General features: G+C 54.6%; 21 protein-coding genes, 1 other RNA gene and 1 pseudogene. 8 read left to right on the top strand and 15 right to left on the bottom strand.

The annotated features are described in order from the left end of the window. The first annotated feature begins 395 nt into the window (after positions 1-395). From AFK65_RS22475 to lpp, 3 genes are all read left to right on the top strand, one after another. The gene (locus AFK65_RS22475; protein WP_421757417.1) at positions 396-497 is read left to right on the top strand and encodes a hypothetical protein; all 102 of its coding nucleotides are present in this window, start codon (positions 396-398) and stop codon (positions 495-497) included. Positions 498-511: 14 nt separating this feature from the next. Beyond that, the gene (pykF, locus tag AFK65_RS08585; protein ID WP_007696856.1) at positions 512-1,924 is read left to right on the top strand and encodes a pyruvate kinase PykF; all 1,413 of its coding nucleotides are present in this window, start codon (positions 512-514) and stop codon (positions 1,922-1,924) included. A gap of 313 nt (positions 1,925-2,237) precedes the next feature. Next, positions 2,238-2,474 carry a murein lipoprotein Lpp gene (lpp, locus tag AFK65_RS08580; RefSeq protein WP_002443218.1) on the top strand — a complete coding sequence of 79 codons (237 nt, stop codon included), beginning with the start codon at positions 2,238-2,240 and terminating at the stop codon, positions 2,472-2,474. A gap of 147 nt (positions 2,475-2,621) precedes the next feature. Here the strand turns inward: lpp and ldtE are convergent, their stop codons facing one another. The 8 genes from ldtE to AFK65_RS08540 form a co-directional block, all read right to left on the bottom strand. Beyond that, a complete protein-coding gene (ldtE, locus tag AFK65_RS08575; RefSeq protein WP_038857348.1) occupies positions 2,622-3,656 on the bottom strand; it encodes a L,D-transpeptidase LdtE in 1,035 nt (344 codons plus the stop codon). 88 nt (positions 3,657-3,744) lie between these two features. Next, a complete protein-coding gene (gene sufE / locus AFK65_RS08570) occupies positions 3,745-4,161 on the bottom strand; it encodes a cysteine desulfuration protein SufE (RefSeq protein ID WP_007696850.1) in 417 nt (138 codons plus the stop codon). An 11-nt stretch (positions 4,162-4,172) separates the two neighbouring features. After that, positions 4,173-5,393, bottom strand: a complete 1,221-nt coding sequence (gene sufS, locus AFK65_RS08565; RefSeq protein WP_007696835.1) for a cysteine desulfurase SufS — start codon at positions 5,391-5,393, stop codon at positions 4,173-4,175. Beyond that, positions 5,390-6,664, bottom strand: coding sequence for a Fe-S cluster assembly protein SufD (gene sufD / locus AFK65_RS08560; RefSeq protein WP_038857349.1), 1,275 nt, complete (start codon positions 6,662-6,664; stop codon positions 5,390-5,392). The genes sufS and sufD overlap by 4 nt, the downstream gene beginning before the upstream one ends. Further along, entirely contained in the window at positions 6,639-7,385 is a 747-nt protein-coding gene (gene sufC, locus AFK65_RS08555; RefSeq protein ID WP_004386232.1) for a Fe-S cluster assembly ATPase SufC, read from the bottom strand. Before sufC ends, sufD begins: the two co-directional genes overlap by 26 nt. A gap of 20 nt (positions 7,386-7,405) precedes the next feature. Then, positions 7,406-8,896 (bottom strand): Fe-S cluster assembly protein SufB, encoded by a 1,491-nt coding sequence (sufB, locus tag AFK65_RS08550; RefSeq protein ID WP_007696828.1) that lies wholly within the window; start codon positions 8,894-8,896, stop codon positions 7,406-7,408. A 2-nt stretch (positions 8,897-8,898) separates the two neighbouring features. Then, positions 8,899-9,276, bottom strand: coding sequence for a Fe-S cluster assembly scaffold SufA (gene sufA / locus AFK65_RS08545; RefSeq protein WP_007696825.1), 378 nt, complete (start codon positions 9,274-9,276; stop codon positions 8,899-8,901). Positions 9,277-9,769: 493 nt separating this feature from the next. Next, positions 9,770-11,086, bottom strand: coding sequence for an AppA family phytase/histidine-type acid phosphatase (locus AFK65_RS08540; protein WP_007696822.1), 1,317 nt, complete (start codon positions 11,084-11,086; stop codon positions 9,770-9,772). 615 nt (positions 11,087-11,701) lie between these two features. On the opposite strand from AFK65_RS08540, the gene AFK65_RS20925 reads away from it, so the two are divergent. After that, positions 11,702-11,917: a hypothetical protein gene (locus AFK65_RS20925; RefSeq protein WP_236612731.1), complete on the top strand. Its 216-nt coding sequence runs from the start codon at positions 11,702-11,704 to the stop codon at positions 11,915-11,917. Between the two features lie 742 nt (positions 11,918-12,659). Continuing rightward, a complete protein-coding gene (locus AFK65_RS08535) occupies positions 12,660-13,583 on the top strand; it encodes a lipid A deacylase LpxR family protein (RefSeq protein ID WP_226993505.1) in 924 nt (307 codons plus the stop codon). 226 nt (positions 13,584-13,809) lie between these two features. Here the strand turns inward: AFK65_RS08535 and AFK65_RS08530 are convergent, their stop codons facing one another. The 4 genes and pseudogenes from AFK65_RS08530 to AFK65_RS22360 all read right to left on the bottom strand — a co-directional run bounded on the left by AFK65_RS08530 (position 13,810) and on the right by AFK65_RS22360 (position 14,492). Then, positions 13,810-14,037 (bottom strand): YdcH family protein, encoded by a 228-nt coding sequence (locus AFK65_RS08530; RefSeq protein ID WP_007696817.1) that lies wholly within the window; start codon positions 14,035-14,037, stop codon positions 13,810-13,812. Between the two features lie 49 nt (positions 14,038-14,086). Next, complete coding sequence (locus AFK65_RS20920; RefSeq protein ID WP_032804545.1) at positions 14,087-14,293, bottom strand: hypothetical protein; 207 nt, start codon at positions 14,291-14,293, stop codon at positions 14,087-14,089. A gap of 62 nt (positions 14,294-14,355) precedes the next feature. Beyond that, positions 14,356-14,463 (bottom strand): annotated as a pseudogene (locus tag AFK65_RS22410) (hypothetical protein); the annotation flags it as partial. Next, positions 14,442-14,492 (bottom strand): hypothetical protein, encoded by a 51-nt coding sequence (locus AFK65_RS22360; protein ID WP_321969862.1) that lies wholly within the window; start codon positions 14,490-14,492, stop codon positions 14,442-14,444. The gene AFK65_RS22360 and the pseudogene AFK65_RS22410, both read right to left, overlap by 22 nt. A gap of 474 nt (positions 14,493-14,966) precedes the next feature. On the opposite strand from AFK65_RS22360, the gene AFK65_RS08525 reads away from it, so the two are divergent. Further along, the gene (locus AFK65_RS08525; RefSeq protein WP_007696810.1) at positions 14,967-15,695 is read left to right on the top strand and encodes a hypothetical protein; all 729 of its coding nucleotides are present in this window, start codon (positions 14,967-14,969) and stop codon (positions 15,693-15,695) included. Positions 15,696-15,741: 46 nt separating this feature from the next. Here AFK65_RS08525 and menI read toward each other — a convergent pair whose 3' ends face one another. Further along, on the bottom strand, positions 15,742-16,152 hold the full coding sequence (gene menI / locus AFK65_RS08520) for a 1,4-dihydroxy-2-naphthoyl-CoA hydrolase (protein ID WP_038857352.1): 411 nt from the start codon (positions 16,150-16,152) through the stop codon (positions 15,742-15,744). Continuing rightward, on the bottom strand, positions 16,149-19,205 hold the full coding sequence (gene ydiJ, locus AFK65_RS08515) for a D-2-hydroxyglutarate dehydrogenase YdiJ (protein ID WP_038857353.1): 3,057 nt from the start codon (positions 19,203-19,205) through the stop codon (positions 16,149-16,151). Before ydiJ ends, menI begins: the two co-directional genes overlap by 4 nt. A gap of 214 nt (positions 19,206-19,419) precedes the next feature. On the opposite strand from ydiJ, the gene ydiK reads away from it, so the two are divergent. Together ydiK and rprA are read left to right on the top strand one after the other, a co-directional pair. Beyond that, the gene (gene ydiK / locus AFK65_RS08510) at positions 19,420-20,538 is read left to right on the top strand and encodes an AI-2E family transporter YdiK (RefSeq protein ID WP_038857542.1); all 1,119 of its coding nucleotides are present in this window, start codon (positions 19,420-19,422) and stop codon (positions 20,536-20,538) included. Positions 20,539-20,720: 182 nt separating this feature from the next. Then, an RNA gene (rprA, locus tag AFK65_RS20915) (antisense sRNA RprA) lies at positions 20,721-20,828 on the top strand. 15 nt (positions 20,829-20,843) lie between these two features. Here rprA and AFK65_RS08505 read toward each other — a convergent pair. Next, positions 20,844-23,213, bottom strand: a complete 2,370-nt coding sequence (locus AFK65_RS08505; RefSeq protein WP_007696797.1) for a glycoside hydrolase family 3 N-terminal domain-containing protein — start codon at positions 23,211-23,213, stop codon at positions 20,844-20,846. Positions 23,214-23,215: the final 2 nt, after the last annotated feature.

The following is a 23,215-nucleotide window of genomic DNA, read 5'->3' as shown; positions in this document are numbered from 1 at the left end:
TCAAACAACACAGCCACAGGTGCTTGTGAAAATAATTATTGTTTGAGCTCGTGTATAAACGATAATAGATATTCCGAAACGTTTTGGCCGGGCGAATATATTTCGAACAATTCTTATGCTATTTGCGAAGCCCCTCACAAGGAAGTTGTACAATAAAGACGGCGGGATAACGTTTTGTCATCCTTCCTTAACCGACAAGCAACAGAAACGAAGCGGTCACAGCTTTTCCATTATGAAACAGCGTTTTTAATTCCTTTCTGCGCGTGTGGAAGCTATAATGCGGGCATTCTAACTTGAATGGTTTCAGCACATTGGATATCGCCTTTACCGTCGAACAATCGCTCACCCGCCGCCTGGCTGAACCTCAAGCACACATTCTCCTGCACGCTTTTTTGATGTCACCTATCCTTAGGCTGTGGCATCACAACTTTCGCAACACAAGTTTACCCGAACGGCAGAGCACGCCGCAGGGCATGATTTCCATATCCTTCAACTAAAGATTAAGACTGTCATGAAAAAGACGAAAATTGTTTGCACCATCGGCCCGAAAACCGAATCCGAAGAAATGCTGACCAAAATGCTCGACGCGGGCATGAACGTAATGCGCCTTAACTTCTCCCACGGCGATTACGAAGAACATGGTCAGCGCATCAAAAACCTGCGCAATGTTCTGGCGAAAACCGGCAAACAGGCCGCTATCCTGCTGGACACCAAAGGTCCGGAAATCCGCACCATTAAACTGGAAGGCGGCAACGACGTCTCTCTGAAAGCGGGCCAGACCTTTACCTTCACCACTGACAAATCCGTTGTCGGCAACAGCGAAATCGTTGCGGTGACCTATGAAGGCTTCACCAAAGATCTCTCCGTCGGCAATACCGTGCTGGTGGATGACGGCCTGATTGGCATGGAAGTCACCGCCATCGAAGGCAACAAAGTGATCTGTAAAGTGCTGAACAACGGCGATCTGGGCGAAAACAAAGGCGTTAACCTGCCGGGCGTTTCCATCGCGCTGCCGGCCCTGGCGGAAAAAGATAAGAAAGACCTGATCTTCGGCTGCGAACAGGGCGTCGACTTTGTGGCGGCTTCCTTTATTCGTAAGCGTTCTGACGTCGAAGAGATTCGCCAGCACCTGAAAGCGCACGGCGGCGAACATATCCAGATCATCTCCAAAATCGAAAACCAGGAAGGCCTGAACAACTTCGACGACATCCTCGAAGCGTCTGACGGCATCATGGTGGCGCGTGGCGACCTGGGCGTGGAAATCCCGGTTGAAGAAGTGATCTTCGCGCAGAAGATGATGATCGAGAAATGCATCCGCGCGCGCAAAGTGGTTATTACCGCGACTCAGATGCTGGACTCTATGATCAAGAACCCGCGTCCGACCCGCGCTGAAGCTGGCGACGTGGCGAACGCCATTCTTGACGGCACCGACGCCGTGATGCTGTCTGGCGAATCCGCCAAAGGTAAATACCCGCTGGAAGCCGTGACTATTATGGCGACCATCTGCGAGCGTACCGACCGCGTGATGACCAGCCGTCTGGAGTTCAACAACGACAGCCGTAAACTGCGCATCACCGAAGCCGTCTGCCGCGGTGCGGTAGAAACGGCCGAGAAACTGGAAGCGCCGCTGATTGTGGTGGCGACCGAAGGCGGTAAATCCGCGAAGTCCGTTCGTAAATACTTCCCGGACGCGACTATCCTTGCGCTGACCACCAACGAACTGACCGCGCGTCAGCTGGTGCTGAGCAAAGGAGTAGTGCCGCAGCTGGTGAAAGAGATCTCCTCTACCGACGATTTCTACCGTCTGGGTAAAGACGCCGCGCTGGAAAGCGGTCTGGCGAAGAAAGGCGATGTGGTGGTGATGGTCTCTGGCGCGCTGGTACCGAGCGGTACGACCAATACTGCGTCTGTTCACGTCCTGTAATAATATCCACCCTTTTTTAGATATGATTAAAAAGGCGCCGAAAGGCGCCTTTTTAATTTGTCTTAAATAGACGCTGTGAATAAAAAAGCAAATCGGATTTCACTATTTAAGTCTGTTTTTTTCTAAGATGAATCCGATGAAAGTTAGCTGTTTTCCCTCAATTTTTTTAATGATCCGCGCAATGTCGATGCTTCTTTGAGCGAACGATCAAAATTAAGCGTATTCCCATCAAAAAAATATTCTCAACCTAAAAAACTTTGTGTAATACTTGTAACGCTACATGGAGATTAACTCAATCTAGAGGGTATTAATAATGAATCGTACTAAACTGGTACTGGGCGCGGTAATCCTGGGTTCTACTCTGCTGGCTGGTTGCTCCAGCAACGCTAAAATCGATCAGCTGTCTTCTGACGTTCAGACTCTGAACGCTAAAGTTGACCAGCTGAGCAACGACGTGAACGCAATGCGTTCCGACGTTCAGGCTGCTAAAGACGACGCAGCTCGCGCTAACCAGCGTCTGGACAACATGGCTACTAAATACCGTAAGTAATAGTACCGTGTGAAAGAAAAATGGCGCACATTGTGCGCCATTTTTTTTTGCCTCTCCCCTGCCCCTCGCCCCGCCGCTTGTTCTCTGGTGGTATGCTCCCTTTCTGGCGCACCACGCCCTTCATCGTTTTAAAACTCCCTGACAGCGTTACTGCGCAATCGCACGTCCCGAAGATGCATTCATGCTCTCAGAGAGCGTCTCGCCACCCGGCGTCGTCACCGTGGCTCTGACGCTCTGTATCGTCGTCACGGGCGCGGGCAGCGCGCTGTGCGCGTCTACGGCTACCGGATAACCCGCCCGGCGCGTCAGCGCGTTATCCACCGCCACCGCGTCGGTGCCCGCGTCGTCAATAAACTGTCCGAAAGCGGCGTTAATCGCCACCGGCATCGTCTGCGGATTGTCGGCATCGCTGCGCGAGAGCGGCTGGTGCACTTCCACATAGCGTCTGCCGTCCGGCTCCGTCGAGTATTTCACCGGCTCATTGATGATTTGCACCCGCGCGCCCCACGCCACCTGGCTAAACAGCGCTTTGATATCCGCCGCGCGCATACGGATACAGCCGGAGCTGGCGCGCAGCCCGATGCTGCTGCGGGCATTGGTGCCGTGAATGAGATATTCGCCGCCGCCCTGCTGTAAACGCAGCGCAAAGCGCCCTAAGGGGTTATTCGGCCCGGCGGGTATCACGGCAGGCAGCGTAATACCCTGCGCCTGGGAACGGGCGCGCATGGCGGCCGTCGGCGTCCAGGTAGGGTTTGGGATCTTCTGAATAATGCGTGTGGTCATGACCGGCGTTTCGCGCCCCGTCAGGCCAATGCCTATCGGATAAACCTCCACGCGGTTCTCGCCGGGCGGATAGTAATACAAACGCAGCTCAGCAAGATTAACCACAATCCCCTCGCGCGGCGTGTCGGGCAGCAGCATTTGCGAAGGGATGATGAGCTCGCTGCCCGGCATCGGCAGATAAGGGTCAACCGTGTTATTGGCTTCCAGCAGCAACAGCACGCCGGTCTGATACCGCTCGGCGATTTTCTCCAGGCTTTGACTGTTTGGGGGAACAAGCCAGGTCTGGTTCTGGCCAATCAGGCGGCTGCCGGGCGGCGGGAGCGGATAATCCACCGCCGACGCCGGCGTCGCGCCCATCAGCAGCAGCGCGAACAGCGGGAAAGAAAAGATCTGTTTCATAAGCACGACCTGTTTTCACCGGCGAGGCCGGAATGCATCCGCGAAGCCCGGAGGGCCGCGCGTGACAGGTGAAAGCCGTGCTTTAAGATTAGCTCAGGTCGGCCGCTTTCGCGCGAATCGCGCGGATCATGGCTTCCAAGCCCTGAGAGCGGGACGGGGTAAGATGCTGGGTCAGCGACATCTCTTCAAACCACGGGCGCACGTCGAAGTTCACGATATCCTGCGCGGTCATCTGCTGATAGAGCGCGAAGACCACGGCGATAAGCCCTTTGACGATAGCCGCATCGCTGTCGCCGCGCATCTCTATCAGCCCATTCTCGCCGGGATTCATCACAATCCAGACCTGACTCTGACAGCCCTGGATGCGGTGCGCGGGCGTGCGCTCGGCGTCATCGAGCGGCGCCAGGCGCTGGCCCAGCTCGATGATATAGAGATACTTTTCTTCCCAGTTGGCGCAGCGGTTAAAGTTACGCAGCAGTTTTTCTTTCTCCGGCAAACCAGCCATTCTCGCTCCTTTTAGCCTAACAAACGATGAATGCGGATAAGCCCGGCGACCAGCCGGTCCACTTCATCTTCGGTATTGTACATCGCGAGCGACGCGCGGCACATCGCAGGCACGCCGTAGAACTCCATCAGCGGCATCGCGCAGTGGTGGCCGGTACGTACCGCAATACCGTAATTATCCAGAAAACTGCCAACATCATAGGCGTGGTGTTTGCCAAGGTTAAACGCGATGACGCCAAGGCGCTCCGCCGGGCCATAAATCTGTAAGTCCGGCACCGCCTGTAGCTCGCGCAGCGCGTAAGCCATCAGCGTGCGCTCGTAATCGTGAATATTCTCAAGGCCAATGGCGTCGACATAATCCATCGCCGCGCCAAGGGCGATAATGCCGCCCGTGTTCGGCGTTCCGGCTTCAAACCGCCACGGCGCCGCCGCCCAGGTGGTGCCTTCGGTCAGGCTGACGGTCGCGATCATCGCCCCGCCCCCTTCCCACGGCGGCATCGCCTGGAGAATATCTTCTTTGGCGTACAGAATGCCGATCCCGGTCGGCCCATAGAGTTTATGGCCGGAGAAGAGATAGAAATCGCAATCCAGCGCCTGTACGTCAACCTTGTGGTGCATCACCGCCTGCGCGCCGTCCACCAGCACTTTAACGCCCGCCTGGTGCGCCGTCGCGATAATGTCCGCGATCGGGTTTTCGGTGCCGAGCACATTGGAGACGTGCGTCACCGCCAGCAGGCGGGTGCGCTCGTCCATCAGCGACGGCAGTTTATCGAGCTGTAGCGTGCCGTCCTCATTAATCGGCAACACGCGAAGCTCAGCGCCGGTACGCGCGCAGAGCATCTGCCAGGGCACGATATTGGCGTGGTGCTCCATCGTGGTAACAATCAGGTTATCGCCCGTGCGCAGCTGGCTGTTGCCCCAGCTGTTCGCCACGAGGTTGATCCCCTCGGTGGTGCCGCGCACGAATACAATCTCTTCCGGCAGGCGCGCGTTAATGAACTGCGCCGCGCGGGTGCGCACGGCTTCCATTCGCTGGGTCGCGTCCGCGCTCAGGGTATGGATGCCGCGATGCACCGCCGCGTAACCGTGACGGAAGAACTCCGCCTCGGCCTCAATCACCGCCGTCGGCTTCTGCGCGCTGGCGGCGCTGTCGAGATAGGCCAGGGGCTGGCCGTTAACCTCGCGCGTCAGCACCGGGAAGTCGCTGCGGATCTGCTGTAGAGAAAAACTCATGCCTCTCCCCCTGCAAAGCGCTGGCCGATACGCGCCAGCACCTGCTGTTTAAGCGCCTCGTCGTGGATGCTTTCGGTCAGCTCCGCGGCGAACGCGTAAATGATCATCTGCTGCGCCGCCTGTTCGTTAATGCCGCGCGAGCGCAGATAGAACATCTGTTCGTCGTCGATACGGCCCACGGTGGCGCCGTGGCTGCATTTCACGTCATCGGCGTAGATTTCCAGCTGCGGTTTGGTGTCCACCTCCGCCAGCCTGCCGAGCAGCAGATTGTTGTTGGTCATCTGGCCGTCGGTTTTAATGGCGTGCTGCGCCACTTTAATCAGCCCGTTAAAGACTGCGCGGCCTTTATCGCGCACGATGGTTTTGTGCAGTTGACGGCTGTTGCAGTAGCCTTTGTTGTGCTCAAGCCAGGTGCGGGTGTCGCACACTTCGTTATTCACCGGCAGCGCCAGGCTGTTCACGCGCAGCGTAATATTTTCGCCGTTGAGCTGCGTGCTGGTGTTGTGGCGCAACACGCCCGCGCCCAGCAGGTAGCTGCTGCTGGCGGCGTGCGCGTCCTGAGAAACCACCAGATCGTTATGCGCGAAATGCCAGCTCACCGGGTTTTCAAACGCGAGCTTGTAGTGATTAAGCTGCGCGTTAGCGCCCACCTGCATGGTCAGGCGCGCGCCAGTAAAGTGCGGCTTTTCGTCGCGGCTGACGTAATGTTCGATAACCGTCGCCTGCGCGCCTTCGGCAAGCTCCAGATGATGGCGGTAATGCACGGTGTTGATTTCATCGCCCGCGCGGCCCGCGCTGATATGCATCAGCAACAGCGCTTTCGACGGCTGCTGGTTACGCGCCACGCGAATATGCGTCACGCTCTGCGCCAGGCTTTCGGTAAGGTGTAAAAACGCCTCCGGCTGCACCGGCGCGGGAAGCCCGCTGCGGCTGTCGTTTACGCTAATCTCAAAGCCGCTGTTATCGGTCGCGTCGCTCAGCTCCGGCGCGAAGCGGCCATCGATGAACACCAGGCGCAGCGCGTCGACGGGCAGCGCCAGCGCGCTGAGCTCTTCGCGGCTCAGCGCCGCGGCGACGGGTGCGACGAAGTCGTGCTTCAGCAGACCGTCGAGCGGCGTGTATTTCCAGTCTTCATGCTTACGGGTCGGCAGGCCAAGGCGCAGCAGCTGTTGCAGATGCTCGCGCGCCTCTTGCGAGCGTTCCCCGCCCTGCGCTTCAAACAGGCGATGCCACTGTTGCAGCGCGTTACTGCTGTTCGGTAAGCCAGCCATAGCCCTGCTCCTCCAGCTGTTTGACCAGAGAGAAGTCGCCAGACTTCACGATCCGTCCCTGATACAGCACATGGACGAAATCGGGCTTGATATAGTCCAGAATGCGCTGGTAGTGGGTGACGATGATGAACGAACGCTTGCCGTCGCGCAGCGCGTTAACCCCTTCGGAGACGATTTTCAGGGCGTCAATGTCAAGGCCGGAGTCGGTTTCATCAAGAATGCACAGATCCGGCTCCAGCACCGCCATCTGCAGAATGTCGTTACGCTTTTTCTCACCGCCGGAGAAACCGACGTTAACGGAACGGGTCAGCAAGTCTTCCGGCATTTGCAGCAACTTGATTTTCTCTTCCATCAGATCCTGGAAGTCGAAACGGTCGAGCTCTTCCTGGCCGCGGTATTCGCGCACCGCGTTCAGCGCAGTTTGCAGGAAGAACTGGTTGCTGACGCCCGGAATTTCCACCGGATACTGAAACGCCATAAAGATGCCTTCGCCCGCGCGCTCTTCCGGCGACAGCTCCAGCAGATCTTTGCCTTTGAAACGCACTTCGCCGCCGGTGATTTCATAATCTTCACGCCCGGCGAGCGTCGCGGACAGCGTACTTTTGCCGGAGCCGTTCGGCCCCATGATGGCGTGCACTTCGCCGGGTTTTATTTCAAGGTTTAAACCGCGCAGGATCGCCTTCTCTTCCACGCTGACCTGTAAATCTTTGATGCTTAACATGTCTTATCCTTTTTCTTACCTTAGCCGACGCTGTGCTCAAGGCTAATGGCTAATAATTTTTGCGCTTCGACCGCGAATTCCAGCGGCAGCTCTGAGAAGACATCCTTACAAAAGCCGTTAACGATCATCGAGATAGCGTCTTCTTCGCTGATCCCGCGCTGCAGGCAGTAGAACAGCTGGTCTTCACCGATGCGTGAGGTGGTCGCTTCGTGCTCAAGCTGGGCGCTGTTATTGCGGCACTCGACATACGGGAAGGTATGCGCGCCGCAGTCGGGGCCGATCAGCATGGAATCGCACTGCGTGAAGTTACGGGCGTTAGTGGCGGTCGGCATGATTTTTACCAGGCCGCGGTAGCTGTTCTGGCTTTTCCCGGCGGAGATGCCTTTGGAGATGATCGTCGATTTGGTGTTTTTGCCGATGTGGATCATCTTGGTGCCGGTATCGGCCTGCTGATGACCGCTGGTCAACGCCACCGAGTAAAACTCGCCAATGGAGTTGTCGCCGCGCAGGATGACGCTCGGGTATTTCCAGGTGATGGCCGAACCGGTTTCCGACTGCGTCCAGGACATCTTGCTGTTCTCGCCTTCGCACAGCGCGCGCTTGGTCACGAAGTTCAGGATACCGCCGGTGTTGTTATCGCCGGGGAACCAGTTCTGCACCGTCGAGTATTTCACTTCGGCGTCTTTATGGATGATGACTTCCACCACCGCCGCGTGAAGCTGGTAGCTGTCGCGCACCGGCGCGGAACAGCCTTCGATGTAGCTCACGTAGCTGCCTTCGTCCGCCACCAGAATGGTGCGTTCGAACTGACCGGTTTTCTCGGCGTTGATACGGAAATAGGTCGAGAGCTCCATCGGGCAGCGCACGCCTTTCGGCACGTAGATAAAGGTGCCGTCGGAGGCGACCGCGGCATTCAGCGCGGCGAAGAAGTTATCGTTCGACGGCACGACGGTGCCGATGTATTTCTTCACCAGCTCCGGATGATCGTGAATCGCTTCGCCGAACGAGCAGAAGATAATGCCCTGCTCCGCCAGCTTGTCGCGGTAGGTGGTGGCGACGGAAACGGAATCGAAGATGGCGTCCACCGCCACTTCGCGCCCTTCGCGCACCGGTACGCCGAGCTGGTTAAACGCCTCTTCCACTTCCTGCGTCAGGTAGCTGTTATTGTTGCCGCCCGGCTGCTGCACCGCGCCTGGCTGTGAGGCGCAGGCGTCGTCGCAATGGCCGCATGAGGGCGCCGAGTAGTAGCTGTAATCCTGATAATTCAGTTTGTCATAATGCGCATGCAGCCAGTGCGGCTCTTCCATCTCAAGCCAGGCGCGATACGCGCTCAGGCGAAATTCGAGCATCCACTCGGGCTCGTTGCGTTTGGCTGAAATGGCGCGCACCACATCTTCATTGATGCCGTTTGCCAGTTCATCGGTCTGAAGCCGGGTAAAGAAGCCCTCTTTATAGTTCAGGGGGCTGCTCCAGGTGTTCACATCGTCAGTTGCTTCACTGTTACGGGACATAATTACTCCGCCTGGACCCCAAAACTTTCGCCGCAGCCGCACGCATGCTGCGCTTTAGGGTTATTGAATTTGAAAATCTGATTTAAGCCTTCGCGCACGTAATCCACTTCCGTGCCATCGATAAACGGCATGGCCTGTAGCGGAACATAAAGCCGCGCGCCATCGGCCTCGAACACGAGGTCTTCGTCTTTCGGCTCGCTGACCGTATCGAGCACATAGCCAAACCCGGCGCAGCCGCTCTGTTTGACGCTCAGACGCACACCCAGCAGACCCGGTTTCTGCGCCATTAAGTCGCGAATATGTCTGGCCGCGTCTGGGGTCATCGTCAGGCCCTGCCAGTTAAACTCGGCGGGATTGAACGTACCTGTTTGTGATTCCATAGGTCTGCCTCCTGGAGTGAGTGCCTTTCGGGCGATAACGCTATGTTAGTGGTAATAATTCTCACTTCAACCTCTGTGGATCAGGGGTATTACTCTAAACGGCACTTTTTGAACACTTTCATTAAGCATAGACCCTCTCCGCAAGCGTGCAGCGGGCAAAAATGACGGATAAAAATTTTTACTTATCAATGAATTAAGAATCGAAACGAAGAGATTAAGCGGCAGCGTGAGGGCCTGAAGAAAAGATGTATCGTTTATACCTATTTATGCTATAGATCTCATGGACAGGGATAAATCAAACACATAGATTTTTAGCTGACTGAATGGTGTAGCGGATAAATACGGAGCGGTGCGGACATTATTTTGCCGCCAAACGCGTCCCTGAGACTACTTTGCCCCAGAATGCACACCTGAAATCCCCCAAATTCGCTTTTAAACGTGCACCGGGCTGTCACAGCCGCCCTTAATCTCCCGAATGCCCGGCGCAGTCTCTTTATCGGTTTATATCAGCCATTACCGCACATTGGGGAACACGTACTGTCTGCACAATGTCACTAAAGGCTTTCAATGCACACATTCCCTCAGCATTTTTATCCTGACAGGAGGGTAACGTAAGCACAATCTTATGTGGGGAAGAGAACGATGAAGAAGACTTAAACTCTCGCATTTGTTGAAGGGTCTGATAAACAAAAGAAATTTGAATCCAGTCAGTATTATCACTCACTCGCTTCCATCTTTCGAAAACCAGCTCACCGCCAGGAGGCGTATTATCAGGCTGACCGGGTAAAGACCAGTTAAGATTGAATACCCCACTGAGATTGGCAAGGTTGGTATCATGACCCGCAATAAATAATAACGAGACGGGCAATTTAATGCCGTAAGGATTTTCTGTTACCCCATTACTGATTAATGCCCGGCTTATCAAATCGAGTAGTGGAGTTGCTCTGGTACGGGCAACTTCGGGCGTTCTTTGCAAAAGGTCAAACTGAGCATTATGCAGAGTTAATAACTCTGTCCATGCTTTCTCACCGTGAATGCGCCCCCACGCGACCTCTGGCATTCCCTGCGCCTCTTGCAACAGAAATATTTCCGTCAGCATGGAAGACAGACTCCATGCGCCGGATAGCGATACGTTATCTGAAGAAACCCTGAGTTCTGAAGGTAAGACTCCCGGGAGCGTACAACCCGGCTGATGTGTTGATTTGCATGATGCTGACTGTGAGAAATTGAGAACCTGTTCCAGAGTACGGAATGCAGAGTCATAACGCTGCGTGTACCGTTCAATATTTCCTCCAGCACGCGTCAGAATCGCGTCCTGAGTCTTTGATATATCAAACGAGCACACCCCCGTTTTTACGGGATTAAACAAGGGATCTTTCTTATCGTGCTCTTTTTGATAATGAACTTTATTTTGACATCCCGGCGCAAATCCAGCCAGAAATGCCTCACCGGTTTTACGCGTACGTTGATCGGTATCCGCAATAACGGCCACCTGCTCTGGTGAAGGACATGCGTTACTTTCCAGAATCCCTTTATCGATGAGTACGCTTTTTTGATATCGCCCCAGTTCGGTGACGAGTTCACCGCCCCGGGTCGTCAACCAGCCCAGCGGAACATCCCATTGAGGCCAGGGGTAAGGTGTAATCTCTTGCATTAACGGCGTGAACTTTGTTGGCGCTCTGACTCCGTGGCGACTGACGATCACCACGCGTTCAAGCTTCATTTTATTAGCCCCTTGCGCATGTAACGGGAAAACACCAGGCATGAAAATAACGATGAAGATGAATAATCGAAAAAATAGCGTATTCATTGTCAGCCAACCTTATAGTTAATGAACCATAAATAGCTAATACGGGCATTTTTACTTTGTCATTTTATCACATAAGCACGCCTGACACGCCACTTTTTCAATGAATAACATTGCTTAAGAAAGTGAGATTCTTATCAGACCTCCACCGCTATTTTTCACTAAACGAAAACCTTCTCCCCCTGGCGCATACGAGAGACATAACTCTGCAGCATCGCTATAACTGGTCTCCCAAATGCAACATACTTTGCTTTGCTGATGGGAAGCGCCCATCGACATACATGCTGCTCGCCCTATCTGATAAAGGATGAAAATAGTGAGCCATGTCACTATGCATAATAGCGAACATGTATTACCGCAGCCTGAATACTCACCTGACGCTCTGACAAAATCTATAGATGTGATTTTATCAAAGATTTAATGAGTCTTTAAAAAAATAAAGAAATATTAAAAAAGTGAAACAAAAATTTTCAGCAGAAAGGGCATTATAATAATAAAATCAATGACTCACAAATCAAATTGGTAATTAAAAAGTCGATCTTTTTCAATGAGTTATAAATAAATGGCTACACTTCTCACCTACAAATCACTCTCATTGATAATGTTAAGGTGTCTAATATGGAATGGTTAGTTGTTGATACTATCGTATGTGCTTCCGCCAGAATTTCATTTTCAATCCTGTGGTGTAAAATAAAGCTTATTATTTGGTATGAATCTGATGTCTTTCTGCCTCCTGGTTCCAGTGTCATGCAGACTAACTCAGGAATTTATATCGATGGAAAATTCTTTCCGATAACCATTTATAACGTCACCCCTTTTAACAAAATCTTTTGAGAAATAATCGAGCGGAGCAATGAATGTCCGGGAAGGAAAAGCACTAAAGGAGACAGGTGCACCAATGATCTAAACTGCAGAATAGCTATTTGCCCGTACGGTTTGGTAAAATAGTTTATTCTCATATCGATATTATGCCGTCTAATCGCGAACAAAACACAAACAAAATGATAATAAAATAACAAGATTGGCACAGTTAAGCTATGACACGTAACAAAAACTTAGCTATTTACCACAGCATACTGGCGAAAATCAGAAATGCTTAATGTTTCTGTCGATGGATTACCGCATAGTAATATGCGGTTTTTTTGTATCAACAAGCACACCCGAATAGCGCATGATTATTACATTGCAGCCGGTAATATGAATTACACCATACCCTTTAGCACATGGACAATACTCTACAGGGTAAAGTTTAAGACCTCTGGTTTCTCTCACCGGGATTAATGCTTTATTGTTACCGTCCCGGTTTACTATTTGCAGTGTAATCGATTCCTGACGGCGTTCACTTCATAAACTTCTGAGAATATAAGAAATCCATTACTCCCTCCCGAAAATTCTTTACCACACTTCAAAAGTATAAAGTGATAAAAAAATAAAAGACAGACAGCATTCTGTTGCATAAAAGAACATGTTTACTTTATGTTAATTTATATGCCAGACCGTACCTGCACGATGGATAAAAACCTTTCTGAGGAGACTGATTATGAGCAAGTCATTAACCAGTGTGGCATTATTCACCATGTTCTTAATGACGCCTGCCGTTCATGCTGATAGCGTTGCATTATCATTGTCAAATGATGACGCAGGCGTCTTTCAGCCTTTGCTCAACAAAATCTATAGTCATAAAGATGAAGCCCGCGATGATTATACTCAAGGTCTGTTCCTGGGTTACAGCCATGATATTACTGATTCTGGTCAGTTATCGCTCCATCTGGCGCAAGATATTTATTCTCCATCAGGAGAGAATAAAAGGCTACCAACAGCGATAACTGGAGACAGGGCTTTTAGTGCATTTCTTTACACGGGTGTTGAATGGAATGCCTTAGCGAATAGCTGGTTTCGCTATCGCTTAGGTACAGACTTTGGCGTGACAGGACCTGATGCTGGCGGTCAACAAGTCCAGAATAAAGCGCATCAAATTATCAATGCTGAAAAATATCAAGCCTGGGATGATCAAATCGAAAATCGCTATGGATACACGGTTAAAGGAATGCTGTCACTGACTCCTGATGTGGATATCATGGGAACACATGTTGGTATTTATCCAGAAATATCTGCGGTAAGTGGAAATCTTTTTGAATATGTGGGATACGGTGCAACGCTTGCCATTGGCAATGACAAAACGCTGAACTCAGATAACGGGTATGGTCTGCTGGCGACGCGTGGATTAATGCATACATCAAACAATGGCGGTTTTATATATAAAATATTTGCCGGGCTGGAACGCCGTGAGGTTGACCGCAACTATACATTACAAGGGCAAACGCTTCTCACTAAAAACGAAACCGTCACCCTTAATCATACTGTTGATGAGTATCAGCTTGGGGCCACTGTAGGTTATTCTCCTGTCGCTTTCACCTTATCATTTAACCGTGTGTCGCCGGAATTTAAAACGGGTAACGATTATTCCTTTATTAATGGTTCCATGACATTCTTGTTTTAATCATCAGTAAAAATATAAAGATATGGATCTGCCCGACTGTCGCTGATAAGTGGCAGTCGTCTTACTTTCACCCTCTCCCCTTATCGCGACCATAACTGCCACCGCTCACGCCAACTTTAGCTCCTGTGCACCAGCCTGTGTGCTGGTCAACCGGTAACGTTTATACCGATACTGCTTGGTAGCGGAATAAAAAAACCAGCGGATGCGCTGGTCTTCTATTTCATTTTCAGATGTTATTGCTGCGACTTTCTTCTATAAGAATTTTGTACAGGCAATCTTTTATATACAGCTTCTCTTTCTTAAGCCGTATAATTTCACTTCCACATCCGCTTCCGATATTCTGCTCAAGCCTTGCGATCTCATGATCTAAAGCATTATGTTTTTCAAATAAAGTCTGAAAGCGGTGATTTTCTTTTTTCAAACGGGAAATCAGCTCCCTGTATTCAGGAAACATATGTCCTCCACACTTCATTTATTTATCGAATAAGTATATTTACCGGCTATTAAATCGGTTCAAAACTCTGACTACCAAGGCGATGTTTACCCCATCCGATTTCGTAGTCAGCGCCTTTCTTCTCTGCGATTAACTCTGCTTGTTCTCTTGCTGGGAATATCCCGGCCAAATCCCAGGGAAAACTACGCCATACTCCCCAGCCATAAACATACTCAGCACAATCAGGATCAGACTTGAGATTAAATCCAGTCAGCATATTCCCTCCGTGTTTATTACCTATAACATGTTATTTTCACTGACAGTCAAACATCAAATGATTTATAATAAAACGTGCTGCCGATCAATTTTAAATGATTCCTCTTTAATATATTTCCGCCTCCCATCCAGTTGCTTCTGCATCGTTGTCAGCCGCTCCCTGAGTATGAAATTATTCTGTTCAGCGGTGCCAGCCACACTGGAGTGGTCTGCGTTATCCACGCCGGTGGTGGTGTTTTAACTCACGATGCCGGAACCAATAGCGTTGATCTGCAGGCGTTTACGACCAGAGACAACATCACCGCACACAGAATTTGTTTTCATTAAATTACACCGATAAGAAAAGTTTTAACATTCCTGTTATCTCGTTTTCTCCAAAAAAAATAACTCATACTGATAAATATGTAATAAATAAACACAGAAGCTGAGAGAGCCAATGGGCATTGCGGATTAGCGAAATGAGTCAAAATCAGGTATCGAAACGCTTCTCTTCTCCCCCTGAGCTGGATACCGAACTGAAATCCGTAAAGAAACAAAGCGCGTTGCCGATACACCTTAATCCACAGTGGAGATTGATATAACAAGGAGGGCTGATTCTCGCGGCCCACGGCGTTGCTGCGTGAGGATGCTCTGTTTAAACAAGCATAACGCTTTTAAATAAATGGATTAACAGGATGAAAATTAAAGCAGTAGTGGCCGCTACATTAGTTACCTTCTCTCTGACCTCATGCTCGGCATGGATACACGGCAATAAAGCCCTCGCGAATGACAGCGAAAGCGATCAGCAAGTCAGTACGCGCGTTGTCGATGGAAAAATGACGCTGCGGGACGTGAACCAGACGTTTGGTGAACCCGTAAAAAAACGCGATCTGCGCACAAAAAGCTTCCCTGATGGTAAATACGCGCTGGCGCAATATATTGGTCATCTGAACGGGCTGACCGGAACCTATGCGCATCGTTACCTGATTGTGGCTTACGACAACAGCGATAAGATTGTTAACCACACTGTGATTACCAATAATTTCCGGGAAGAAAATAACTACGAAAAAGATCCGGTGAACGCTAAAAACAGCGCGTTCGCAAACCTCAATAAAGGCGACAATCAGAGCAACGTGGTGTCACTGCTGGGCCAGCCTCGCGATGCTACATTTACCGATAACGGCGATTTACTGTGGATCTACAGCAAAACCGAAATTTCCCGCGACGCGTCCTCTTATATCCCGCTTTACAATATGGCGAAAGGAACGGAATCCGGGGAGTCAAACCGCCTCTATGTTGAGTTTGATCGCACTAACCGGGTCGCTAACTTGTACTCTGTCTCCGTCAGCATTGTTCAGGGCAGAAGCCTCGGCAATGCCGACGAATATCAGGAAAAAATCGACAGGCTGGTAAAGAAATACTGAAAAATAAAGCGCCAGTGATGGCGCTTTTTATATCGATGAGAGAAAACTACACCACAGCCGTCGTCAGCCGTGAGGAACAGCAGAGGCGGTCCTGCTCGTCGAAAATTTCTATCTGCCACACCTGATGGCGTCGCCCGACATGCACCGCGCGGCAGACGCCGCGCACGCGGCCGCTGCGTACGCTGCGCAGATGGTTCGCGTTGACCTCAAGCCCGACGACGTTCTGCTCGCCCTCGGTGCAGAGATAGCCCGCCACCGAGCCGAGCGTTTCCGCCAGCACCACCGACGCGCCGCCGTGCAGCAGCCCGAACGGCTGATGCGTGCGGTGGTCCACCGGCATGGTGGCTTCGATTTTACGGTCATCCAGCCGGGTAAAGCGGATATCAAGCAGCCCGACCATATTATTCGCGCCCATGGCGTTGAGCGCGTCAAGCGTCGCGGTACGTCGCCAGATCATACAATCATTCCCAGTAGCGCCTGCAAGGGATGGCGCACGCCGCTGCCCTCGATGCGTTTCACCTGGCTGCGGCACGAATAACCCGTGACGAGACAGCGCGTGCGCGGCAGCCGCTGCATCGCCTGATGCCAGGAGAGCTCATAGATCCCAAGCGAGTTGGCGTGGTTTTTCACCTCATGCCCGTAAGTGCCCGCCATGCCGCAGCAACCGACGTTAACGCCTTCAAGCTTCGCGCCGAATTTCGCGAAAATCGCGGCCCACTGCCCGGCGGTGCCTGGCAGTGCCGTCACTTCGGTACAGTGACCGAACAGATACCACGGCTCGCCGCCCACCGGCGCGACCGGACGCTCCGCCAGCGCCGTGGTGAGCCACTCGTGCACCAGTTGCACATGGAATTCGCCGCGCGCCTCGCCAAGCGTCTGTTTATATTCATCGCGATAGCAGAGCACCAGCGCCGGATCGACGCCCACCATAGGCATGCCGAGCGCCGCGACGCGGTTTAAGAAATCGGCGGTTTTCTGCGCGGTGCGGGCGAAGCGCTGGAGAAAGCCTTTGATGTGCTGCGCTTTGCCGTTCGGCGAGAACGGCAGCACTACCGGCTGGAATCCGAGTTTTTCGCACAGCCGCACGAAATCGGCTACCACCTGCGCGTCGTAATAGCTGGTGAAGGGATCCTGCACCACCAGCACGGTGCGGGCTTTTTCGGCCTCCGGCAGCCGCTCCAGCTCCTCCAGCGTCATGCCGGCGCTGCGGTGCCCTACCAGCTGCTGTTGGAGCGTCGGCGTGGAGAGCAGCGGCAGGTCGACCATGCCGATATGCCGTTCCGAGAGCGTGCGCACCCACGGCTGGCTCATAAAGAAGTTAAAGGTTTTCGGCGCGCGGGCCATCAGCGGCGCGTAGCTTTCCACCGTCGCAATCAGGTGATCGCGCACCGGACGCAGATAACGCGTGTGGTAGAGCTGCAAAAAGCGCGAGCGGAACTCCGGCACGTCGATTTTAATCGGGCACTGGGTCGAGCAGGCTTTACAGGCGAGACAGCCGCTCATCGCCTCTTTCACCTCGTGCGAGAAGTCATATTCGCCGCGATCGGCGTGCCAGCTATTGCGGGTGCGCTCAATGAGCGAGCGCAGGCTGGCGCGCTTTTGCGGCAGCGCTTTTTCGAGCGCCAGCGGATCGACGCCGCGATCGGAGAGCAGCCGCAGCCACTCGCGCACCAGCGTCGCGCGCCCTTTCGGCGAGTGAATGCGGTTGCTGGTGATTTTCATCGACGGGCACATCGGGCTTTTCACGTCAAAGTTAAAGCACAGGCCGTTACCGTTGCACTCCATCGCGCCGCGCCAGGAGGTGCGCACCGCGAGCGGGAGCTGGCGATCAAACGTGCCGCGTTTCACCGCGTCCACTTTCATCATCGGCGCGTCGAGGCCGTACGGCGCGCAGATTTTACCGGGGTTCAGGCGGTTGTCCGGGTCGAACGCCGCCTTGATGCGCCGCAGTTCGTCATACAGCGTTTCGCCGAAAAACGCCGGGCTGTATTCCGCGCGAAAGCCTTTGCCGTGCTCGCCCCACAGCAGACCGCCGTAGCGGGCGGTAAGCGCCACGACTTCATCGGAGATGCGCTTCATCAGAACTTCCTGCTGCGGATCGCACATATCCAGCGCCGGACGCACATGCAGCACGCCCGCGTCAACATGGCCAAACATGCCATAGCTCAGCCCGTGACCGTCCAGCAGCGCGCGAAACTCCGCGATGTAATCCGCCAGATGCTCCGGCGGCACGCAGGTGTCTTCGGCAAACGGGATCGGCTTGGCGAGCCCTTTGGCGTTGCCGAGCAGCCCCACCGCTTTTTTACGCATCGCGTAGATACGCTCAACGCCCGCGAGATCCCGGCAGACCTGCCAGCCGATGATGCCGCCCTGCTCCTGCGCCATAAACTCATCGAGCCGCGCGCACAGCGCTTCAACGCGCTGGTCAATCAGCGCTTCGTCGTCGCCTGCGAATTCCACAATATTGAGACCGAGCATCGTTTTATCGGGAACGTCGGTAATCAGCTCGCGCACCGAATGCCAGACGATATCTTCCCGCGCCAGGTTCAGCACCCGTGAATCCACGGTTTCCACCGACAGCGCCTGCGCCTCGACCATAAAAGGCGCGCTGCGCAGGGCCGAGTCGAACGAGTCATATTTGACGTTGACCAGACGGCGCACTTTCGGCAGCGGCGTAATATCGAGCCGCGCTTCGGTAATAAACGCCAGTGTACCTTCCGATCCGCACAGAATACGGGTCAGGTCGAATTCTGAAAGTGAGTCGTTAAAGACGTGGCGCAGGTCGTAGCCGGTCAGGAAGCGGTTGAGCTTCGGAAACTTTTTCAGAATCAGCGCGCGCTGCTCGCGGCAGCGCTCCAGCACGGTGTGGTAGACGCGCCCGAGCGTGGTCTGCGCGCGGCCCAGCTCTTCGGCAAGCGCGGTCGGCATCGACTGGGTATCCAGAATATCGCCGCCCAGCAGCACCGCCCGCACGCCGAGTACGTGATCGGAGGTTTTGCCATACACCAGCGAGCCCTGCCCGGAGGCATCGGTATTGATCATCCCGCCAAGCGTGGCGCGGTTGCTGGTGGAGAGCTCCGGCGAGAAGAAGTAACCGAAGGGCTTCAAATATTCATTGAGCTGATCTTTGATAACGCCCGCTTCGACGCGCACCCAACCCTGCTCCGGGTTGATTTCAATAATGCGGTTCATGTAGCGCGACATATCCACGACGATCCCCTGATTCAGGGACTGGCCGTTGGTGCCGGTGCCGCCGCCGCGCGGGGTGAAAATAAGCGATTTAAAGCGCGGTTCGGCGGCGAGACGCGCCATCAGCGCCACATCGGCGGTGGAGCGGGGGAAAATCACCGCGTCGGGAAGGAGCTGGTAGATACTGTTGTCGGTCGCCATCGTGAGGCGATCGGCGTAGTTCGTGGCGGTATCGCCGGTAAAACCCTGTTGCTCCAGTGCCTGCAAAAAATTCAGCACCACCTGTACCAGCCCTGGCGCCTGAGAAATTTGTGGGATCATGGATCCTGAACCTGCCTGACAATGAGATGTTGGAAGTTATCGTTTGCGTTGTGCCTTCAAGGTTGTATCACATTTTTATATGTCATGCCTGCCAGAAATGCGCCAGGGAGGCGGCTATCCAAATGCGCGGAAATCACTCATCATAGGAGCGCCCCGCGTGGGGCGGGAGCGCCCTTTCGGGCGTAACGCGAATGACAAAAGGTGAATGTGGTTTATGGTAAAACTTCGACAGCCCATGGACGTGCCGCAAATTCTGCTGTCCGTGTTGTTTCTCTCGGTCATGATCATCGCCTGCCTGTGGATTGTGCAGCCCTTTATTCTGGGATTCGCCTGGGCAGGGACGGTGGTCATCGCCACCTGGCCGCTGTTGCTGCGGCTGCAGAAGATGCTGTGGGGCAGACGCTCACTCGCCGTCCTGGTGATGGTGCTTATCCTTATTATGCTGTTTGTCATCCCGGTGGCGCTGCTGGTTAACAGTCTCGTGGACAGCAGCGGGCCGTTTATCCACTGGCTGACCTCCGGCAAGATGACGATCCCGGATCTGGCCTGGCTTAACAGCATCCCCTATATCGGCAATAAACTTTATCTCGGCTGGCATAACCTCGTGGAGAGCGGCGGCACGGCCATCATGGCGAAAGTGCGTCCGTATCTTGGCACCACGACCGGCTGGTTTATCGGCCAGGCCGCGCATCTTGGCCGGCTGCTGATGCACTGCGGCCTGATGCTGCTGTTCAGCGCCCTGCTCTACTGGCGCGGCGAGCAGGTGGCGTTCGGCATTCGGCACTTCGCCATTCGTCTTGCCTCAAAGCGCGGCGACGCGGCCGTTCTGCTGGCAGGCCAGGCGATCCGCGCCGTGGCGCTCGGCGTGGTGGTCACGGCGCTGGTGCAGGGCGTGCTGGGCGGTATCGGGCTGGCGATTTCCGGCATCCCCTACGCGACGCTGCTGACGGTCGTGATGATCTTAAGCTGTCTGGTGCAGCTTGGCCCGCTGCCGGTGCTGGTTCCGGCGATTATCTGGCTCTACTGGAGCGGCGACGCCACCTGGGGCACCGTGCTGCTGGTCTGGAGCGCCGTGGTCGGCACGCTCGATAACGTTATCCGCCCGGTGCTTATTCGTATGGGCGCCGACCTGCCAATGGTGCTGATCCTCTCAGGGGTTATCGGCGGATTGATTGCATTTGGCATGATTGGCCTGTTTATCGGCCCGGTATTGCTGGCGGTCTCCTGGCGACTGTTCTCCGTCTGGGTGCGCGAAGCGCCGCTGCCGGAAGATAATTCAGAAACGGTGATCGAAGCACTCGAAGAGAGCGACAAAGAGAAAACAGCACATTAAAAACGCAGGCGGGGAAACCCGCCTTTTACTTAAGTATTGCTTATTAATTATTTCACTCCCCTACTGGTCAGACCCGTGATTTATCGTAAATCCCGTCCTTTGAGTCTTTAATAATTCATTAACGCTGAACTATTGAGACGAATCTGATCGACGCTAAAAATGGATAAGCCTACTATTAATCCACGGTTATAAATCAACGCCTTGATTTATAAACATGGAAATCCCCTGAGTGAAACAACGAATTGCTGTGTGTAGTCTTTGCCCATCTCCCACGATGGGCTTTTTTTTATTCTGCTGTTGATTAATTATTGCTCGATATAACACTCGCTCAGCATGCGCCAGTTATTTCCGAGCTCGTGCGTTTCGCCTTCCACTGTCACAGTGCCGCGGCTGCGAATATCGCCGCTGTTGGCGCCGACGCGGATTTCAAACTCGCCTGGCTCAACGATGCGAACGCCGTCGCGGCTCGTGAAATTGAGCATATCGACAGGGATGCGGAACGTGACGCGCGCGCGCTCGCCAGGCGCAAGCGAGACCCGCCCGAAGGCTTTCAGCTCCTGCACCGGCCGCACCAGCGACGCCACTTTATCGCGCACATAGAGCTGCACCACCTCGCTGCCCGGCTGCGCGCCGCTGTTGATCACGGTGACGGATGCCTCAACGTCGCCGTGCATCGGCACGCGCGCCTGCGCGATTTCCAGCTCGCCATAGCGGAACGTCGTCCAGGTTTTGCCGTAGCCGAACGGGTAGCGCGAGCCGAAGTGAAACGCGTAAGGCGTGCCGCCGCTCTTGAGCTTGTGGTTGTAGTAGTAAGGCATCGCGCCGGCGCTTTTCGGCACCGACACCACCAGCCTGCCCTGCGGTTCGCGCTTACCGGTTAAGAGATCCGCAATCGCGTGGCCGCCCTCCTGCCCTGGCGCCCAGGCCATCACCCACGCCGCCACATGCGACTCCAGCCCGCCCAGGTGATAAGGCCGCCCGCCGGTCATCACGACCACTACCGGCTTGCCGGTCTCCACCAGCGCTTCCAGTAGCTGTTGCTGAACGCCCGGCAGTTGCAGGCTGTCGGTGTCGGAACCTTCGCCCACGGTGCCGCTCTGGAAGAGCCCCGAAAGATCGCCGACAAACGCCAGCACCACGTCGCTTTCGGTGGCGAGCCGCACCGCCTCCGGGATCAGCGATACGTCATCTGAGACCGGCGACTGCTGCATCGGTTTTTCGCCGCTGTCGCCGGGGAAGACCGGCGCGCCCGCCATGCGTTTTTCAATGATATGGCATCCTTTAGCATAACCCGTCAGCGCGATGCCGGGCTGTTCGCGCAGCGCCGCCAGCGGCGTCGTCACCTGGCTGGTCTGCTCCAGCATGTCGCTGATAATGAGATGCACCGGGAAACTGTAGCCGCTCAGCAGCGCCAGCGGATCGTCCGCCGTCGGCCCGACAACCGCCACGCGCGGCGCGCCCCGGAGCGGCAACACGCCGTTGTTTTCAAGCAGCGTCAGGGATCGCGCCGCCACCTCGCGGGCGATGCGGCGCGTATCATCGCTTTGCAGCACGATGTCGTTCTCATCGGCATAAGGATGTTCAAACAGCCCGAGACGGAATTTCTCCGCCAGCACGCGCGCGACAATCTCATCCACTTTGTCCATCGTTATCAGCCCGCGCTCCAGCGCCTGCGCCAGATGGCGCGCGCAGTCATCTTTCGGCAGCTCGATATCCAGGCCGGCGTTAAAGGCGAGCGCCGCCGAGTGCGCGGCATCCTGCGCCACGCCGTGATGCTGATGCAGCAGGCTCACGCCGCCGTAGTCGGCGACAATAATGCCGTCGAAGCCCCACTGTTCGCGCAGCACTTTAGTGAGGAGGAAATCGTCCGCGTGCGTCGGCACGTTGTCGATATCGTGGTAAGCGGGCATCACCGATCCTGCGTGCGCCAGCTTTACCGCCATCTCAAACGGCAGCAGGAAAGTGTCGCTAAGCTCGCAATACCCCAGATGCACCGGCGCATGGTTGCGCGCGCCCTCGCTAAACGAGTGGCCGACATAGTGTTTCAGCGTCGCCAGCAGATCGCGATGCGGCCCCTGTAGTCCTTTTACGTAGCGCGTCGCCATCAGGCCCACCAGCCACGGATCTTCGCCGAAGGTCTCTTCCGTGCGGCCCCAGCGCATGTCGCGGGATACGTCCAGTACCGGCGCCAGCCCCTGATGGCAGCCGACGGCGCGCGCCTCCTGGCCTATCGCCTGCGCGGCCTGCTCCACCAGCTCCGGGTCCCAGGTCGATCCGTAGTTGAGCGACGACGGGAACAGCGTCGCGTCTTTACACAACAGTCCCACCAGGCACTCTTCATGGAACATGGCGGGAATGCCAAGCCGGGTCTCTTCCACCAGCATCCGTTGTAGTCGGTTAGCGGCGCGCACGCCTTCGCGGGGGGCGACAATATGGGTGCCGAGCGGGCGGGTTATCTGTCCTGCGCCGCGCTTCAGCCGCTCCGCCAGGGCCGCCTGCTGGGTGGCCCCGGAAAACTCATCGCTCAGGTCGGTACGCTCGCGGTGATCGCCATCCGGCGACAACACCAGCCAGTAAGCGTGCATCTGGGCGAATTTCTCCTCCGGCGTCATACGGGCAAGCAAATCGGCGACGCGTTCAGCCACCGGACGGGTTGGGTCCTTATAGATTGTCATCA

The organism is Cronobacter universalis NCTC 9529, from assembly GCF_001277175.1.
GTDB classification, from domain to species: Bacteria; Pseudomonadota; Gammaproteobacteria; order Enterobacterales; family Enterobacteriaceae; genus Cronobacter; species Cronobacter universalis.
This window is presented reverse-complemented; position numbering and strand designations above follow the sequence as displayed.

Bases quoted from the DNA above. Each gene is read 5' to 3' on its own strand.
- AFK65_RS22475 (WP_421757417.1), top strand. From the start codon at position 396: ATGTCACCTATCCTTAGGCTGTGGCATCACAACTTTCGCAACACAAGT.
- pykF (WP_007696856.1), top strand. From the start codon at position 512: ATGAAAAAGACGAAAATTGTTTGCACCATCGGCCCGAAAACCGAATCC.
- lpp (WP_002443218.1), top strand. From the start codon at position 2,238: ATGAATCGTACTAAACTGGTACTGGGCGCGGTAATCCTGGGTTCTACT.
- ldtE (WP_038857348.1), bottom strand. From the start codon at position 3,656: ATGAAACAGATCTTTTCTTTCCCGCTGTTCGCGCTGCTGCTGATGGGC.
- sufE (WP_007696850.1), bottom strand. From the start codon at position 4,161: ATGGCTGGTTTGCCGGAGAAAGAAAAACTGCTGCGTAACTTTAACCGC.
- sufS (WP_007696835.1), bottom strand. From the start codon at position 5,393: ATGAGTTTTTCTCTACAGCAGATCCGCAGCGACTTCCCGGTGCTGACG.
- sufD (WP_038857349.1), bottom strand. From the start codon at position 6,664: ATGGCTGGCTTACCGAACAGCAGTAACGCGCTGCAACAGTGGCATCGC.
- sufC (WP_004386232.1), bottom strand. From the start codon at position 7,385: ATGTTAAGCATCAAAGATTTACAGGTCAGCGTGGAAGAGAAGGCGATC.
- sufB (WP_007696828.1), bottom strand. From the start codon at position 8,896: ATGTCCCGTAACAGTGAAGCAACTGACGATGTGAACACCTGGAGCAGC.
- sufA (WP_007696825.1), bottom strand. From the start codon at position 9,276: ATGGAATCACAAACAGGTACGTTCAATCCCGCCGAGTTTAACTGGCAG.
- AFK65_RS08540 (WP_007696822.1), bottom strand. From the start codon at position 11,086: ATGAATACGCTATTTTTTCGATTATTCATCTTCATCGTTATTTTCATG.
- AFK65_RS20925 (WP_236612731.1), top strand. From the start codon at position 11,702: ATGGAATGGTTAGTTGTTGATACTATCGTATGTGCTTCCGCCAGAATT.
- AFK65_RS08535 (WP_226993505.1), top strand. From the start codon at position 12,660: ATGTTCTTAATGACGCCTGCCGTTCATGCTGATAGCGTTGCATTATCA.
- AFK65_RS08530 (WP_007696817.1), bottom strand. From the start codon at position 14,037: ATGTTTCCTGAATACAGGGAGCTGATTTCCCGTTTGAAAAAAGAAAAT.
- AFK65_RS20920 (WP_032804545.1), bottom strand. From the start codon at position 14,293: ATGCTGACTGGATTTAATCTCAAGTCTGATCCTGATTGTGCTGAGTAT.
- AFK65_RS08525 (WP_007696810.1), top strand. From the start codon at position 14,967: ATGAAAATTAAAGCAGTAGTGGCCGCTACATTAGTTACCTTCTCTCTG.
- menI (WP_038857352.1), bottom strand. From the start codon at position 16,152: ATGATCTGGCGACGTACCGCGACGCTTGACGCGCTCAACGCCATGGGC.
- ydiJ (WP_038857353.1), bottom strand. From the start codon at position 19,205: ATGATCCCACAAATTTCTCAGGCGCCAGGGCTGGTACAGGTGGTGCTG.
- ydiK (WP_038857542.1), top strand. From the start codon at position 19,420: ATGGTAAAACTTCGACAGCCCATGGACGTGCCGCAAATTCTGCTGTCC.
- AFK65_RS08505 (WP_007696797.1), bottom strand. From the start codon at position 23,213: ATGACAATCTATAAGGACCCAACCCGTCCGGTGGCTGAACGCGTCGCC.